Origin of the sequence: Psychroflexus salinarum, assembly GCF_042677225.1 — a bacterium.
Classification (GTDB): domain Bacteria; phylum Bacteroidota; class Bacteroidia; order Flavobacteriales; family Flavobacteriaceae; genus Psychroflexus; species Psychroflexus salinarum.
Map to the genome: position 1 here is coordinate 204,865 of NZ_JBHTIV010000005.1, position 16,016 is coordinate 220,880.

Sequence of the window (16,016 nt, forward strand, 5' to 3'; positions counted from 1 at the left end):
GTCAACTAATTTAAAACTCCTGCCGTGCTTCTTCGTAGTATTCCTTGAACAACTCCAGTAAGGCAATGGAAGTTTTGGTTAGGTTCTTGGTCTCAAGCAGAATTCCGAAGTAAAGTTTTGAATTCTTTGGACTGTTTTCGGTGTCCCGTATTCTATCAATTTGCTTTTGAAGTAAGTCAGATATTTTATCCAACACTCTTTTTTCATCGGTAATCAACGTCTGAATGCTGTCAAATTCTGAAGACTGAAAGGCTTTCACCAATTCATTATACACCTCATCCAGATCCCGCTGAACGCTTTTCAGATCCCGTATCTGACTAAACTTCAGATTTTTATGATTATTACTCACATGGGTGTGGCTGCTTCTGGTAATGTAAGCCAGGGACTGCACCATATCCTGCAGATAATCCAAAGTCAGTACATAGAATTTTGAAGCTTCCACATTGGTGTCTTCCAAAGACTTGATGTAATAGAAAATATTATCCTTCAGTTCATCAATGATCAGCTCCAGTTCTTCCTGAGTTTTTAAACTCTTCTTCAAACGGCTTAAATCATGATACCCCAGGTTATTGACCACATCAAGCAACAAATCGTTGACCCCCGAAATGATCTTTACAATATTTTCCGAAGATTCTTTAGTAATTTCATTAATGGTAATGATATCCGTTTTATTGAATTTCTTATGATCACGCTCGTATTTGACTCGCTTAGAATGGCGGATCGCACTCCTCACAATAGAAAACAACGCCAGAATAAGCAGTACGGCAATCGCATAATAGGATCCAAACCAAATGATAAGCGATAGCAATCCAGCAGCAGTAAACGCAATTGCTGCCGTAGCAATCCAGCTTCCTATCACATTGAACACCCCAGCTACACGGTACACTGCGCTTTCTCTTCCCCATGCTCTGTCCCCAAAGGAAGTTCCCATCGCCACCATAAAGGTAACATAGGTCGTTGATAAAGGCAAGGTATAACTTGTGGCTAGCGAAATCAATATACTTGCCAGGACTAAATTTACCGAAGCCCTCAACAAATCGAAAGCTGGCTTAGCAACTCCTTTTTTGTAGCTAAAAGCCTTTTCCGGATAACTAAATCTATTATTAATTTTATCCTGAACAGGATCTGACAAGACCTGTGAAAACGTCTGACCCACAAAAACGGAATACCTCACTACAGTTCTTGACAAGGCATTGGGCTTGAAGCGCTCCTGCCCTTCACCCTGTCTGCCAAGATTCACTCCCGTCTGAACCACGTATTGCGCCTTACTAGAAAACCAAAGGGTTACGACCATAATCGCTCCAGCAATGACCAGTAAATAGGCCGGGGTTTGCACCTCCCCCGATAACCCGTCCATCAGGAATTGCGAAGGCAGTACGCCAGACGCTAAAAAAGCCTCCTGCCACAATATAAATGACTGCCAAGCAGCAATACTCACTCCAATAAAGTTAACCAGATCATTTCCTGCGAATGCTAAAGCCAATGCAAATGTTCCTAATACCACAATGACTTTTAAGATATGAAAACGAAAGACCTGAATCAGCATCTGAGAAATCACTGTCCAGAACAAGAAGCTAAAACCTATGATCCAGAGCTTGTTTTCTAAAACTTGTTCTACTACATTTTGATCTAAAAAGGTAATCGAGTTGGTTCCTTTTAAAAGGATAAAATAAGTAATGGCTGAAAGAGACACACCCCCGTATAAACCACCTATATATTTTAATTTTTTGTGGTAATCGAAGGAGAAGATCAGTCTTGAAATGAACTGAACAACCGCCCCGACTCCAAAGGCTATAAACACCGAAATCAAAATACCAAAACTGATTTCTGAAGCTTTTTCAACGTTGATGAATTGCTCCAAACCTCCAAAGCCTTCTCCCCTTTCATAAAGCTTCAACAGAGATATTACGACTGCAGCCCCCAGCAATTCAAAGACAACAGAAACTGTGGTTGACGTTGGAATTCCGATGGAATTAAAGAAATCGAGAAGAAGAATATCGGTGATCAGTACGGCTAAAAATATGATGATAATTTCATCGAAAAAGAACATCTCCGGGTTGAAAATGCCCTTTCGAGCTACTTCCATTAAACCCGATGAAAATACGGCACCGACCAACACTCCTAGTCCCGCTACAATGAGAATTGTACGCATAGGCACCGCTTTGGATCCTATCGCCGAGTTCAGAAAGTTCACAGCATCATTACTCACTCCCACAACCAGGTCGGCTATGGCAAGTAAAAACAGAAGAACAATAAGGGAAATGTAAAGCGTTTCCATCCAGAAAAAATCAACCGCAAAAATGATACATTCTAATGGTCTTCAGAAGGGTCTATTGTTATGAAATGATTAAGATAGTCTTCTGTTGTCAGTCATCTGTTGACAGTTTTTCGAGTAATCGTTTATTCGTTTATTCGTTTATTCGAATAGTCGAGAAGTCTTAGGGCTTTCTTATGTCTCCTCGAGTGTTTTCATGTAGTAAAACGGAATGAAAAAGTATCGAGAGGTGGTTTGTCGTATAGTCGTGAGTCGTGAGTCGTGAGTCGTGAGTCGTGAGTCGTGAGTCGTGAGTCGAAAATAAAAATTTGAAATGATAAGAACAAGGAGAAAATAAAATAGAACAAAGACTGGGCAAGGGTCAAAGGTTTTCTGTCATTCTGCCCGCCCGCCTTAGGCGCGGAACGCAGTGTAGCGGAGTGAAGAATCTCTTTTCTAGCAATTAGGTTTTAGGTGTTGGGAAAAATAGTTTTTGAGTTAATGGGTTTCTGAGAGATGAGTTTTTCAGAATTAAAAATTTTCAATTCACAATTATAAATTACCCTGTTTGTGTCCTGCAACTTACGTCCTCTATTCTGCATTAAGTCTGATGTCTTATTACGCTTATTGCCAAATTAACCTATTCCATAAAAAACTCCGAAAGATGACTCTTTCGGAGTTTTAATAATTTTTTTAAAAAATAACATTTATTTCAATTCGAAAGAGACTCGTCTTACGATTTGTCTTGCTTCTTCAGAATTTTTATCTACTGAGTCATCAACACCTCCACCTCTGTAGCTTAAGCGTGATTCTTCAATACCTGAAGCGATGACGATGTCATATACTTTCTTAGCACGATTTTCTGACAATGTTCTGTTGTATTCTGTATTACCAATCTGATCTGCATATCCAGTTAAAACAGCTTCTGCTTCAGGGTGCGCTCTCATGTATTTCACAATTTGGTTGATCGCATCCAGAGAGTAATATTCTGGCTGTGTGCTGTCAAATCTAAAATATACATTGATTAAGTTATCGTTAGCATCAGGCTTCACTCCTTCTACACCACCAGCATAGTAAGTTTCTTTAGCGAACTCTTTGGTCACATACATTTTCTCTAACGAACTTTCAAGCTCATCAGGAATTCCGTTTTGGTTTACATCTATAGATTCCCCTTTAGTATTTACCGCCACACCAGAAGTTGTGTTTGGTTCTCTATCCAGGTAGTCTGCAACCCCATCCTTGTCTGTGTCCTGTAAATCACGTTCGATTTTAGCAATCTGGCTTTCCAGCTCAGCTACACGGTCTCCAAACAATTTCTTTGGTGAGTTGTCCACCCAGTCTGCATGCTTATCGTGCTTACCAAGATAGATTGAAAGCCCTGCAGTTGCAGTAGCTATCATCCCATCAAAGTTACGTGTCTGACCATTGTTGAAACCATCTAAAGTTAAATCCTGGTCTAATGTTCCAATTACTGAAAGATCTAAATTTAATGTAAACCGATCTGATAATCTGATTTGTGGTGTAATCCCCCCCATAAAATTCAAATTGGTTTCACTTTGGTTTGCTGCTGAAGCATTGGCAGGTAAGCCAATATTGGTTATACCAGCACCTGCATGGAATAACAGGTTGAAACGTTGCGTGAATTCTCTAAATCCAAGAATGTTCCCCAAATTAGCTACTCCTTCCAGGTTCCCGCGAAATATTTCAACATTTCTTTCTGGTCCGCTTTCAATTGAGTTTGTACTTTCAAAATAAAGTCCGCTCAACTTAAGACCAAACTTATCATTGAACATGTATCGCGCTCCCAATTCAAAGGCTAAATCCTCCATCTCAGTATGAAAAGGAATATTTTCTGACACCGGAGTCGATGCTTTCGCCACTCCCAAGCCAAAATCTATAGAGAACTTGTTATAATTTTGAGATAGTGCTTCCTGGGCATAGCTACTGTATGAAAAAGCCGCCAGGATAAGAGTCAATAATGTAATTTTTTTCATAATCTTGATTTTATTGAAGCAAATATAAAGTGTTCGTTTTGAATTAAATGTAGAATTAATTGGATTTTTTAAGGATTGTGGAGTATTTTCTGTAATTTATTTAGTTGTTGTTTTTAATTTGTCACAAGTATATATTAATTGCTTATTTCTTTCCTCTAACCTTAAAAAGGGGGGGATGTTTTATCGTGTAGTTGTTATCGGTTTTCAGTTGTCAGTTGTCCGTTGTCAGTTTTCTGTTGACCGTAAATTTGTGTAATCGCGTAATGGTATAATCTGATAGCGGGGCTTCGATACATCCGCCTGAGGCGGACACTCAACCTCCGGTTTTAGTTTGTTATTGAGCTAACCTGCGTAACTTGGGAGGTAGGTTCAGCCTAATAGATTGAGATAAAATAATTGCTTCTGTTCATTTTTTCTTGACAAAAAACGAACCAAAAAGTCAAGCCTGATTTAAGGAAATTTTTGCTCCGTTACTCTTCGCAAAACCCCTGATGTCTTCTCCGCTTCATGCCTGTTACTTCGTAACGCACTTCCGCGAAAGCCACAGGTATTTCTGGAAATCAGTCGGCTTTCTACTAATTAGATATTTACTATTGTATTTTATGTGAAATTTAGTCTTAAACATGTAATAACGTATGTCTCCTCGAGTGTTTTCATGGAGTAAAACGGAATGAAAAAGTATCGAGAGGTGGTTTGATGTTAGAGGATCTGAGGAGGTTTCGATACAAATTCCACTTTTTTAAAAAAAAGTGAAATCCACTCAACCTGACATATATTTTTACTTTGGTTTCTATTAATTTTTAGTAAGTCGGATTCTATGATCCGTTTTCAGTGTGGCTTCGATACATCCGCTTAAAGCGTTCACTCTGCCACCGGTTTTTAGGTTACTTGCATAGAAATGACGTATGTCTCCTCGAGTGTTTTCATGGAGTAAAGCGGAATGAAAAAGTATCGAGAGGTGGTTTGATGTTAGAGGATGAACTTCCCTGATTAAAGTTGACCGTTATTAAACTTTAATCAGGGAAGTTCATGGAGTAGTTGTGTAATGATTTAGTCGTTATCTGTTTTCAGTTTTCTGTTGACCGTAAATTTGTGTAATCGTGTAATGGTATAATCGGATAGCGAGGCTTCGTTACATCTGCATGAGGCAGGACGTTCAACCTACGGTTTTCAGGTTACTTGCATAGAAATGACGTATGTCTCCTCGAGTGTTTTCATGGAGTAAAACGGAATGAAAAAGTATCGAGAGGTGGTTTGATGTTATAGGGTCAGACGAGGTTTCTGTATGGGTATGATGAAAATCTACAAGCTATTGGGTTTATAGATAAAGATCCTGATCCCAAGGCTTCGGGACATGATGACAACTAGTTGATTTATAAATGGAACTTGATAGGTTTTGCAGGATTACCTACAACCTTAGCTCCATCTGGTACATCTTTTAAAATTACTGCTCCTGCTCCAATGATGCAATTGCTGCTAATTTTCACATTAGGAAGCACCGTAGCCCCTGCACCTATATGCGTTCCGTTTCCAATACTCACCCCTCCACAAATACAGGCTTTTGGAGAAATATGTACAAAATCACCAATCCTACAATCGTGTTCTACAACGGCCCCAGAATTTATTATGCCATGTGTTCCAATTTTAGTAGAAGCGTTTATAACCGCCAAAGGCATGACTACACTTCCTTCCAAAATGTCGGTTTCTTTTGAAATTTGTGCAGAACTGTGTACTAAAGCTTTAGAAAATGAGCTTGAAGCCAATTGGTTCACTAGTTGCTCTCGCAGAAGGTTGCTGCCAACACTAATGATTAATGGATACTCATTTAATTTATCCTGATGCACTGAAGGTGACAAGACCTCACGATCTAATAAAGTTGTAACCGAAGTATCATCGTCAAATATGTAAGCCACCTCCACATCATCTAGAGTAGAAATGATATCCAGTATAACTTTGGCGTGACCGCTGGCTCCGTATAAGTTGATTTTTCTTGATTCTTTACTATTCATCTACTGTGGTTAAACATTTTAATATCGAATTTGTAATTGAACTAATTGTCCTTATTCTTTTTTGCATCGCCCAAAAAAGAATCAAAAAAGTCTAGGCTGTAGAAAATTCTACTAAAATTATCGTTTAGCCTCTAAATTTTAGAAACTCAGCTTTAAAAAGCTTCAAACAGTCTAAAATTTTACGAGGCTTTCACTTCAATTTTCACGTATTCTTTTCTAAGGCCATATTAAAAAATAGTTTACTTTTTTTACTTAATTAGAAATATCCTGCTTAGTCATTCCCTTCAAATTTCTGAGCGGTGGCCTGGCCCCCTTGGTTTATACCTTCTGACTTCACCACTTTCTTCAGGGTTAAAAATAGAATTTTTACATCCAAAACAAAGCTTTGGTTACGGACGTATTCCACGTCTTTTTCAAATTTCCCCTTCCAGGATAAGGCGTTTCTGCCATTGACCTGTGCCCAGCCGGTGATGCCTGGTTTCACCTGGTGTCGTTTTTTTTGCTCTTCATCATAAAGTGGCAGATATTCGGGCAGTAAAGGCCGTGGTCCGACTAAGCTCATATCGCCTTTCAGCACATTGATCAATTGTGGCACTTCATCCAAAGAGGTTTTACGTACAAACTTACCAACAGCGGTAAGCCGATCTGAGTCTGGCAGCAATTGTCCATCCTCACCTCTTTTATCATTCATCGTCTTGAACTTGATGATCCTAAAAGTATGCTCATATTGACCTGGGCGTTTTTGAAAAAAGAAGGGTTTACCAGCGTTGGCAATGGCTAACAAAAGTGTCACGATGATAAAAATCGGACTTAGTAAAAGCAACCCAAGGAGCGCAGCAAGAAAGTCGAGAAAAGGTTTTAGGATTGATTCATACATTCACCTTATCTTCAATGAGTTGACAGCTATATTGCACTAAAAAATCTCTTTCTAACAACTCCCAACACTTTTCACCCATAGCATTCAAGTCTTCATTGCACATCTTTTTTATATTTTGCTGAATGCCTTCCAAGTTTCCAGCTTCTATCCAAAATCCACACTTTGCTTCTTCAATCGTCTTTCCAATATCAGTATTTATATCTGTTGCAGCAAGTACTGGTTTTTTCATTTCTAAATAGGATAATAAACGTGAAGGAAAGTTAGGAATGGTGAATCGATTATCTAAAAAAATCATTCCTATATCACAAGCTGCCACAAGTTTGTCATATTCATCTTTCGGTAGACCAGAGAGCAAAGTTGCTTGTTTAGGATTATTTTTACTAAACCATGTTTTGAGTTTATGATACTGTGTCCCAGAACCTACAATTAGAAAGTAAGCTTCTGACTCTTGTAAATTTGAAATGGTTTCAATTAAAAAATCAATGCCCTGAGGAACACCTAAATTCCCGCCATACACAAAAACTATTTTATCTAATGGAATATTATATTTTTTACGAATTGCTTTTTTTTCAGATTCAGAATAATCAATGAACACTGGTTTAATGGAATTTGGATTAACTTCTACTATAGACGCGTTAATTTCTGGGTTATGTTTTAAAATATATGCCTTATTAGCATTGGACATGCAGCCAATTTTGTCTGATAGCTTATATAGCCGTTTCTCTTTCTTTTCAAAATATTTGTGCAATAGGCTTTTGCTCTTTATAAAACCCATATCAACAGCATTTTGAGGAAAAATGTCCTTTAATAAAAGATATGCATAAGCATTATCTCGCTTTTTAATGTATTTAATAAGGTTTGTAAAAGTAATAGGCGGTGTTGAATATAACACTAAGTCAAATTGTATTCCTCTAAAATGTTTTTTTATAGCTCGCAAATACTGACTTTCAACCATCATTTGACCTACTCCTTTTTCTATAATAGAAGATTTTGTCAAATTTAAAGTCTTTACATTCAGCATGTTAAATTTAGACTCTTTTTTAAAAGCGGTAGGTTTATTTAAACGCCTTTCTAATGGAGAAACGACACTAATTTTATGACCACGATCAATAAGCTCATTTATTAAATCTTGGTAAATCCCCCTATCATTAAGAGATGTAATTTGAACCATTGTTAAAAATAAAATCTTCATAAATTAAATACTTTCACTCCAAACCACTCGCTTAATATAATCGGTATAACTTAATATAATCCTTAATACTTTATCTGAAACATTGGGCATACTGTAATCTGATACTTCTCTGAAGTTTCGATCATCTGTCAAGTTTTGGTTTTGAACTTCTACTAAACCCTGCATGATTCTTTCTGGAGACAGACCTACCATCATTACGGCAGCTTCTTCCATAGCTTCCGGACGCTCGTGGGCCTGCCTTATATTTAAAGCTCTGAAATTCAGAATAGAAGATTCCTCTGAAATGGTTCCCGAGTCTGATAAAACGGCAAATGATTTCATTTGCAAAGCATTGTAATCGTGAAAACCTAAAGGTTTTTGCCATTGGATTAATGGGTGTAGCGTGATAGATGATGGCGTGTTATTTAATTCTTCTAAGCGTTTACGTGTGCGTGGGTGAGTAGAAACGATGATAGGGTAAGCATAACGAACTGCAATTTGATTTAAAGATTTTAAGAGACCAAAGAAATTTTTATCGTTGGTAATGTTTTCTTCGCGGTGTGCAGAGACGACAAAATACTTCCTTTCCTCAAGTTTTAGTTTACCCAGAACCTTTGAAGCTAGTATCTGAGGCAGATAGTGATGTAAAACCTCATACATGGGTGAACCCGTCTTGATGATACGGTCGGCAGAAAGTCCTTCTCGCAATAAATATTCTCTGGCAATATCTGAGTAAGTTAAATTGATATCAGCCGTATGGTCGACAATTTTACGGTTGGTTTCTTCAGGCACACGCTGGTCAAAACATCGGTTCCCTGCCTCCATATGAAATATGGGTATCTTTCTCTTTTTGGCAGCAATGGCACATAAACAGGAATTGGTGTCGCCTAAGACTAAAAAGGCATCTGGGTGTTCTTTTTCCAAAACAGGGTCAATATTTATTAGTATTTGTCCGGCAGTGGTGGTGGCATTAGATCCTGCTGCATTAAGAAAATGATCGGGTTTACGTATGCCTAAATCTTCAAAAAAAACTTCGTTCAATTCGTAGTCGTAATTCTGACCGGTATGCACCAGAATATGCTCAATTGCAGAAGATTTGTCCAGGGCAGTTAATACTCTCGAAAGCCTAATAATTTCAGGTCGTGTCCCAACAACCGTAATCACTTTTAATTTTTTCATAACTTAATTAACTTGTAAAATAATTTTTGTCAAACCTGTGTTCATCACTAATTTTACCCAGTAAATAATCTGACATGACCAATAACTTTGAGTCTTTCTCAAGTGCCTGAATACTACTGACAAATCCTGGAGGTACAGATAAGACGTCTAAGCTCCCATTATTTAATTCAAATAGTAATGGCTTAGATGCCGGATCCGGTTTTTCCCAGTTATCAATTTGTATAAGTTTTATTTGGAATGCACCCTGAGTAGCTGTAAACCATCTTTTTTCAATGGAATGTCCCTGCCAGGCTCTTATCAGACTAGTATCTACATTTTCAATAGTATAAATTCGCTTGATATCGGAGGCGTCAAATTCATTATTATAGTGAATTTCACCCCGTTTATCCCCATGATGACCTCCTTTAATTAGTTTTGGCTGCATCTTACTATAATAGTTTTATACTGTTTCAAAATACGTATCCGGTTGCTCAGGGTCGAATATTTCATTGACCCACATCACCGTTACCATGTCTGTATCCCCTAAATTTTCAATATTATGTGTGTATCCTACGGGAATATCCACTACTTCCAGTTTTTCACCTGAAACAAAATATTCAATGACTTCTGAGGGTTCATCTACCTTTCTAAAGCGTATGACCCCAGACCCGGACACCACCAGAAACTTTTCATTTTTTGTATGATGCCAGTGATTTCCTTTTGTAATTCCTGGTTTAGAAATATTAACGGATACCTGACCTCTGTCCGGAGATTTAATAAACTCAGTAAATGAACCCCTAGCATCTACATTCATTTTTAAGGGATAAGAAAACTGATCTTTAGGCAAATAGCTTAAATAAGTTGAATATAACTTTTTTGTGAAAGCATCAGATAAATCAGGAACCTGTAATGTGGAACGGCTATCCTTAAAAAATTGGATCAATTCAACAATCTCACCTAATTTAATCTGATGTTCTACTTCAACTTTGTAATAGTCTCCGGTTTTATTGGCTTTATCAACTAGACAGTTTATCAATTCCTGAACCACATCATCTATGTAAATCAGCGTCATGTTAACATTTGGATCATTGACTGTAATAGGAAGATTATGTGCTACATTGTAACAAAAGGTAGCTACCGCGCTATTATAATTGGGACGACACCATTTACCAAAAACATTGGGGTAACGGTAAATAAATACTTTTGCACAAGTTTCTTTAGAATAATTCAATAACAAATCTTCTCCTGCTTTTTTGGATTCACCATACGGATTATTCAACTCCGCCTGTATGGATGATGAAATCATGATGGGACAAGTGTTATTATATGTCTTTAGATTCTCAAGCAATTCACTCGTAAACCCGTAGTTTCCTTCCATAAATTCTTTGGAGTCTTTAGGTCTGTTTACCCCTGCTAAATGAAATACAAAATCGGCATCTTTGCAATAGTCATCTAATAAGGAAGGCTCGGTTTCTCTGTCATATTCAAAAATACGCAGGTCTTTAGAAAGCAATGGATGCTTTGCCTTTCCTTCTTTAATATTATTGAGTTCTGCAACCAGATTTTTACCAACAAAACCTTTGGCGCCGGTTATTAGTATGTTCATTTTATTATTTTTAATGTTTTTTTCATGTCTAATATGAAACCTAAATTAAACTGAAAGTGTCACATCGAACGCAGTCGAGACGCTTTTGTTCATGCCTTAGTCTGCACTTTGAAAGACAAAAATATTTTTTATATCTAACCGCTTTCCAGATAAATAAACATTATCTTACAGTAATATGGTTAATACCTTTAAAAGCTTGTGAAATAGATTTACTTAGGCATCATTTTCTGTACTATTGGCAGCTCTTTCAGCAACTTTTTCATGCCTTCTACACCTTGCTGTTCTGTGTTATGAGAATTATAGTCTTCTATGGCTGAAATGGCTTCCTCACCTTCAGAGAAATACTTTTCGTAATTTAGGTTTCTATTGTCTGCCGGTATTCTATAAAAATCTCCCATATCTTCAGCTTTAATCATTTCTTCTCGTGTACAAAGCGTTTCATAGAGCTTTTCACCATGTCTTGTGCCGATGATTTTAATCTCATTATCAGCCTGACATAATTCTTTTACGGCTTGGGCCAGGTCACCAATATTGCCAGCTGGAGCTTTATTCACAAATAAATCACCTGCATTACCATTTTCGAAAGCAAATAGAACCAGCTCTACAGCCTCGTCTAGAGACATTAGGAAGCGTGTCATTTTAGGATCTGTTACGGTTAAAGCCTTACCGGCTTTGATCTGATCTAAAAAAAGTGGTATCACAGACCCTCTTGATGCCATGACATTGCCATAACGTGTTAAACAAACTGTAGTTTCTTTTAAATTTCTCGAAGCTGCTGTAGCTACTTTTTCCATCAGGGCTTTAGAAATCCCCATAGCATTAATAGGATAAGCCGCTTTGTCTGTACTTAAACAAATGACTTTTTTCACTTTATTAAAAGCTGCCGCATCAATTAAATTTTGAGTTCCCAAGACATTGGTTCGTGTTGCCTCTAAAGGAAAAAATTCGCAGGAAGGGACTTGCTTGAGCGCTGCTGCATGAAACACATAATCCACATCTCTGGTAGCACGCTCCAGACTATCGTATTGCCTAACATCGCCGATATAAAATTTTAATTTGTCGTTATTGAGCAGCTTTCGCATATCATCCTGTTTTTTCTCATCTCTAGAAAAAATACGGATTTCAGAAAAATGATCGGTATGCAGAAAGCGTTTAAGAACCGCATTCCCAAAAGAACCAGTTCCACCGGTAATCAGAAGGGTTTTATTTTTGATTTTCATAATTGTCTTATTTTAACAATGAAATGAGACTATCTATTTCGTTAAATACTTTTTGTCTTGTCTTTTTCATATTATTATTTATTGCTATTGCAAAACAATCTGCAATTTCAGAAACAGAATATGGATTGAAAGACATAGTAGGTCCACAAACGGCGTGTAGATAGGGGAGATTCGAACCTATAATTTTACAATTTGTATCTAAACCTTCTAAAATACCTAAACCAAAACTTTCAGATAACGATGGATATATAATATATTCTGCTTGCGAATAATAACTTGCCAATTCTTGTCTAGAGACAAGTCCAATATTGACAATAGGATAGCCCATTTTTATCAAATTTTTCACTTTCTCAAATAAATTAGTATGCATGGAATCTATAGTAACCGTTAAAACCCCTTTCTTATGAATATCATAAAATGTCTTAAAAGCATTCAATAATAAATCATGATTCTTATGAGGAGAACCGCTACTCACATATAAAAATGAATTTTTAATTTTTTTCAAGTTTTGGTTTTGCATATTTTGATAGAAAGGAACAACTAAAACTTTATCAGATTTTATGTGATTAATTTTTTTCAAAAGCTCTTCTTTAACGCTTTCAGTCTGCAATAAAATATAGTTTGTATTTCTAAGGAAGTATCTAAAGAGATAACTCTTCAGTTTAAAATTAAAACTTTGCTTTATTGAAAATGATTCAGGTACATTTAAAAATATTCTTTGATGAAAGTAAGTATAAACTTCTACATCTAATTTTAAAGAAGGTGCCAAATTTCCGAAACAAAGTACTTTTGAAAAACTTGTTCTATTCTTAACATAAAAATTGTGACGTTGAAGTAAACTTGGGTTCAGATAAGTAACTTCATTATTGATTATTTTTGAATGATTATTTCTAATTCGCTCATCCAAAAGGTAATGTACTTTCAAATGGTTTCTTTCAAATTCTTCAATTAGATAGTTGAGCAAAATTTTTCCTCCACCATTGTTGATGTATAAACTATCTAGAAGTATCATTTTGTCTGGTAATGAAATAGTTTATAAAACCGTAAATGAATAGTAAATAAATGAAAACAGAAGAACCAAGCCCAACAAAGAAATCCTCTCCAATATTTGCTACGGCGAAAACTAGTAAAAAACCCGTTAAAATTAAAGGCACTTTACTTCTCTTAGTATATGTTGATATAATAGAAAATAGGTACATTAATAAGGTAAAAATAGTAAAAATTATACCCATATTTAAAACAAACCGGATATACGAATTATGCATATTGCCAGTATTTGCAATTTGTAAATTTGCGTCCATTCCATTACCCCACCAAAAGTTCTGATTGATTGCATAATAAGCACGCTCCCATATATCTAAACGACCTGAATCAGATGCTGCTTGAAATATGTTTTCAAAGCGACTGGTCAAAAATGACAAATCTATAAATTGAGAAATTACTAAGAATACTGATAATAACAAAAAAACTCCTACAAGCATTTTATTAAGTTGGTTATAATATTTGATGATAAGTATTAGCGACATCCCAGCAATAGCATTACGCGAACCAGTAAAAAGCATTGTAAAAAATAAACCTATTAAAATGAAAGTGAATAGTTTTTTATTAATGACCTGAAAATAATTTGCCAGTAAAAGTATAATCAACCAAAAAACTGTTGAAATTCCGTATGTATTAGGGTTATTTAAAAATCCAAGAAATCTTTGCCCAATTAAAACTAAGTGACCATTCAGGAAAATAGAAATAATGAGAAAGAAAAATATACAAAAAATAAAATATTTAATAATTTTTTTGTCATTTTTTATAGCTAAACCAATCACTGGAGGTATTAACAAACTAAATACTGTCATGAGAAAAAATCTCACATAGTCTTCACCATCAACTAAAGCATAAAGAAATTGCATGAAATAAAATGTAGATATAAAAACAACCGGTGTTGTGATTCTATAATTTCTTATTCTGCCTAAATAATAGATACTTAAAACAGTCAAAAAACCTAAAGCTGCCCATCTGTATAAACCAGTAAACGTCGAAATAAACGTTGGTAAAATACGGGCTGAAATTAATCTTGCCTTTTCAACATCCTCATAAGCCATAATAAAAGGAGCCACTAGAAATAAAGAAAAAACTAGAAACTGTAATATCTTAGTCCTTTTAGTTTCCATTGATGAGCTGCAATAAACTGGCCATCTGAATTTCCGGATTGATGGTGTGCGATAACTTTCGGCTTCTTTTTCCATATTCCAGCAGAACATTTTCATCCGTATGAATGATAAGTTCTAACTTGTCTTTCAAGTCTTCAATAGAATTATCTTGAATTCTAAATCCATTATAATAGTTAATAACAAAATGTGGTGCTGCGCCACAGGTTTCAGTGCAAATGATAGGCAATCCTGCTGCTGCCGCTTCATGAATAACCAAAGCCCAAGGCTCCTTTAAAGAAGGCAAAACAAAACAGCCTGTTAACTTCATTTCTTCCAATAATCTATCTTGTGTCATAAACTCTTTCACAATAAAATTTTCAGTAGACTCTAATTCTTCTTTCATCTCTCCTTCTCCGATAAGTGTAAAGGTCCACCCCTTTTTATCCTTTATGGAAGACCACGCATTCATTAAGTTCCTTAAGCCCTTCACCTCTGTGTATCTTCCAATATATAGGAAGTTTTTGGGGTAGTTGACTACTTTAGACATAATATCCACTTGATGAAAAATTCTCGTATCTGCTGAAAGGGAATTAAAAATTATCTGATTATTGGTAAAACCCAATTTTCTGGCATAATCATATTGTCTTATGCCTGCAACCCAAAGATGGGTGAACGCGCTTTTGATATAAAATAGACTTAGATGGACATTTATTTTCTGTTTGACACTACCATACCAAGGTGTATCTGTCATCGCTACAATAGGGATTGTACTTGATTTCTTCAACCTTTTGCAAAGCCAATTATACTCCGGGATCATCCAGCCGGCAGTAACTACAACATCGGGATTAAAATGAATAATATCGGATAAGATCTGGTCTTTTGGTTTCTCAGTGTAAAGAGATGTAGAAAAGTCTGGTAAATGCTTGGGAGTGCTAATATTAAACCTGCCCACATGAAAGGCTAAAATTTCTGCACTGTTTCTTTCTATCAATGTTTTTATTGATAATACCTGATGAGGTACATAATCTATGATTAAAAAAACGGCTTTCATTTTGAAACTTTCTTTGAACTTTTGATAATTTTTGCAGGGACGCCTGCTAATATACTAAATGCTTGAAAGTTTTTAGTTACAACTGCACCAGCACCAACGACTGTCATTTCTTCTATAGTCACACCAGGCATTATTATTACATTAGAGCCAATCCAACTGCCTTTTTTTATTAAAACATTTTTGACAATACCAGTACCTGCCATTCTTTCCTCTTTATCTCCGACAATATGAGATCCTGTACCAATATAAACCCTAGGAGCGATATCGACATTATTTTCAATTTTAATAAATGATGACGATACAATCATAACTTCAGGTCCTATCCAAACATTATCACCAATTACTATATCACCGGACCCATATATTCTAGCTGAGGAACAAATTTGGGTGTTCGAACCTATATAATACCCCTGTAGCCTATACATGAACCTTTTTAACGAGAAACATCTTGTTTCCGGCAATAAAAAGAAAATATATTTATTAAGATACCGAAGTAATATTTTCATTATTTAAATTTTACAGTAATGATTTT

General features: G+C 36.0%; 13 protein-coding genes. All 13 read right to left on the reverse strand.

Features of this window, described 5'->3' with window-relative positions:
• Positions 1 to 10 precede the first annotated feature (10 nt).
• The 13 genes from ACFQ0R_RS03155 to ACFQ0R_RS03215 all read right to left on the reverse strand — a co-directional run bounded on the left by ACFQ0R_RS03155 (position 11) and on the right by ACFQ0R_RS03215 (position 15,990).
• Positions 11 to 2,278 (reverse strand): inorganic phosphate transporter, encoded by a 2,268-nt coding sequence (locus tag ACFQ0R_RS03155; protein WP_379656921.1) that lies wholly within the window; start codon positions 2,276 to 2,278, stop codon positions 11 to 13.
• Between the two features lie 683 nt (positions 2,279 to 2,961).
• The gene (locus ACFQ0R_RS03160; RefSeq protein WP_379656922.1) at positions 2,962 to 4,248 is read right to left on the reverse strand and encodes an OmpA family protein; all 1,287 of its coding nucleotides are present in this window, start codon (positions 4,246 to 4,248) and stop codon (positions 2,962 to 2,964) included.
• Between the two features lie 1,373 nt (positions 4,249 to 5,621).
• Positions 5,622 to 6,257: an acetyltransferase gene (locus ACFQ0R_RS03165; RefSeq protein WP_379656923.1), complete on the reverse strand. Its 636-nt coding sequence runs from the start codon at positions 6,255 to 6,257 to the stop codon at positions 5,622 to 5,624.
• Between the two features lie 271 nt (positions 6,258 to 6,528).
• Positions 6,529 to 7,134 (reverse strand): sugar transferase, encoded by a 606-nt coding sequence (locus tag ACFQ0R_RS03170; protein ID WP_379656924.1) that lies wholly within the window; start codon positions 7,132 to 7,134, stop codon positions 6,529 to 6,531.
• Complete coding sequence (locus tag ACFQ0R_RS03175) at positions 7,127 to 8,326, reverse strand: glycosyltransferase family 4 protein (RefSeq protein WP_379656925.1); 1,200 nt, start codon at positions 8,324 to 8,326, stop codon at positions 7,127 to 7,129. Before ACFQ0R_RS03175 ends, ACFQ0R_RS03170 begins: the two co-directional genes overlap by 8 nt.
• A 3-nt stretch (positions 8,327 to 8,329) precedes the next feature.
• Positions 8,330 to 9,484 carry a non-hydrolyzing UDP-N-acetylglucosamine 2-epimerase gene (gene wecB, locus ACFQ0R_RS03180; protein WP_379656926.1) on the reverse strand — a complete coding sequence of 385 codons (1,155 nt, stop codon included), beginning with the start codon at positions 9,482 to 9,484 and terminating at the stop codon, positions 8,330 to 8,332.
• A gap of 7 nt (positions 9,485 to 9,491) precedes the next feature.
• The gene (locus ACFQ0R_RS03185; protein ID WP_379656927.1) at positions 9,492 to 9,908 is read right to left on the reverse strand and encodes a sugar epimerase; all 417 of its coding nucleotides are present in this window, start codon (positions 9,906 to 9,908) and stop codon (positions 9,492 to 9,494) included.
• 15 nt (positions 9,909 to 9,923) lie between these two features.
• Positions 9,924 to 11,069: a capsular polysaccharide biosynthesis protein CapF gene (locus ACFQ0R_RS03190; protein ID WP_379656928.1), complete on the reverse strand. Its 1,146-nt coding sequence runs from the start codon at positions 11,067 to 11,069 to the stop codon at positions 9,924 to 9,926.
• A gap of 209 nt (positions 11,070 to 11,278) precedes the next feature.
• Positions 11,279 to 12,289, reverse strand: coding sequence for a polysaccharide biosynthesis protein (locus tag ACFQ0R_RS03195; RefSeq protein ID WP_379656929.1), 1,011 nt, complete (start codon positions 12,287 to 12,289; stop codon positions 11,279 to 11,281).
• Positions 12,290 to 12,296: 7 nt separating this feature from the next.
• Entirely contained in the window at positions 12,297 to 13,214 is a 918-nt protein-coding gene (locus ACFQ0R_RS03200) for a glycosyltransferase (protein ID WP_379656930.1), read from the reverse strand.
• Positions 13,215 to 13,284: 70 nt separating this feature from the next.
• Positions 13,285 to 14,529: an O-antigen ligase family protein gene (locus ACFQ0R_RS03205; RefSeq protein WP_379656931.1), complete on the reverse strand. Its 1,245-nt coding sequence runs from the start codon at positions 14,527 to 14,529 to the stop codon at positions 13,285 to 13,287.
• Positions 14,444 to 15,484: a glycosyltransferase gene (locus ACFQ0R_RS03210; RefSeq protein ID WP_379656932.1), complete on the reverse strand. Its 1,041-nt coding sequence runs from the start codon at positions 15,482 to 15,484 to the stop codon at positions 14,444 to 14,446. The genes ACFQ0R_RS03205 and ACFQ0R_RS03210 overlap by 86 nt, the downstream gene beginning before the upstream one ends.
• Entirely contained in the window at positions 15,481 to 15,990 is a 510-nt protein-coding gene (locus ACFQ0R_RS03215; protein WP_379656933.1) for an acyltransferase, read from the reverse strand. The genes ACFQ0R_RS03210 and ACFQ0R_RS03215 overlap by 4 nt, the downstream gene beginning before the upstream one ends.
• Positions 15,991 to 16,016: the final 26 nt, after the last annotated feature.

Excerpts from the sequence above, each read along its gene's own strand:
- ACFQ0R_RS03185 (WP_379656927.1), bottom strand. The coding sequence starts at position 9,908 with ATGCAGCCAAAACTAATTAAAGGAGGTCATCATGGGGATAAACGGGGT.
- ACFQ0R_RS03175 (WP_379656925.1), bottom strand. The coding sequence starts at position 8,326 with ATGAAGATTTTATTTTTAACAATGGTTCAAATTACATCTCTTAATGAT.
- wecB (WP_379656926.1), bottom strand. The coding sequence starts at position 9,484 with ATGAAAAAATTAAAAGTGATTACGGTTGTTGGGACACGACCTGAAATT.
- ACFQ0R_RS03155 (WP_379656921.1), bottom strand. The coding sequence starts at position 2,278 with ATGGAAACGCTTTACATTTCCCTTATTGTTCTTCTGTTTTTACTTGCC.
- ACFQ0R_RS03170 (WP_379656924.1), bottom strand. The coding sequence starts at position 7,134 with ATGTATGAATCAATCCTAAAACCTTTTCTCGACTTTCTTGCTGCGCTC.
- ACFQ0R_RS03210 (WP_379656932.1), bottom strand. The coding sequence starts at position 15,484 with ATGAAAGCCGTTTTTTTAATCATAGATTATGTACCTCATCAGGTATTA.
- ACFQ0R_RS03205 (WP_379656931.1), bottom strand. The coding sequence starts at position 14,529 with ATGGAAAAAGAAGCCGAAAGTTATCGCACACCATCAATCCGGAAATTC.
- ACFQ0R_RS03165 (WP_379656923.1), bottom strand. The coding sequence starts at position 6,257 with ATGAATAGTAAAGAATCAAGAAAAATCAACTTATACGGAGCCAGCGGT.
- ACFQ0R_RS03160 (WP_379656922.1), bottom strand. The coding sequence starts at position 4,248 with ATGAAAAAAATTACATTATTGACTCTTATCCTGGCGGCTTTTTCATAC.
- ACFQ0R_RS03215 (WP_379656933.1), bottom strand. The coding sequence starts at position 15,990 with ATGAAAATATTACTTCGGTATCTTAATAAATATATTTTCTTTTTATTG.
- ACFQ0R_RS03190 (WP_379656928.1), bottom strand. The coding sequence starts at position 11,069 with ATGAACATACTAATAACCGGCGCCAAAGGTTTTGTTGGTAAAAATCTG.
- ACFQ0R_RS03195 (WP_379656929.1), bottom strand. The coding sequence starts at position 12,289 with ATGAAAATCAAAAATAAAACCCTTCTGATTACCGGTGGAACTGGTTCT.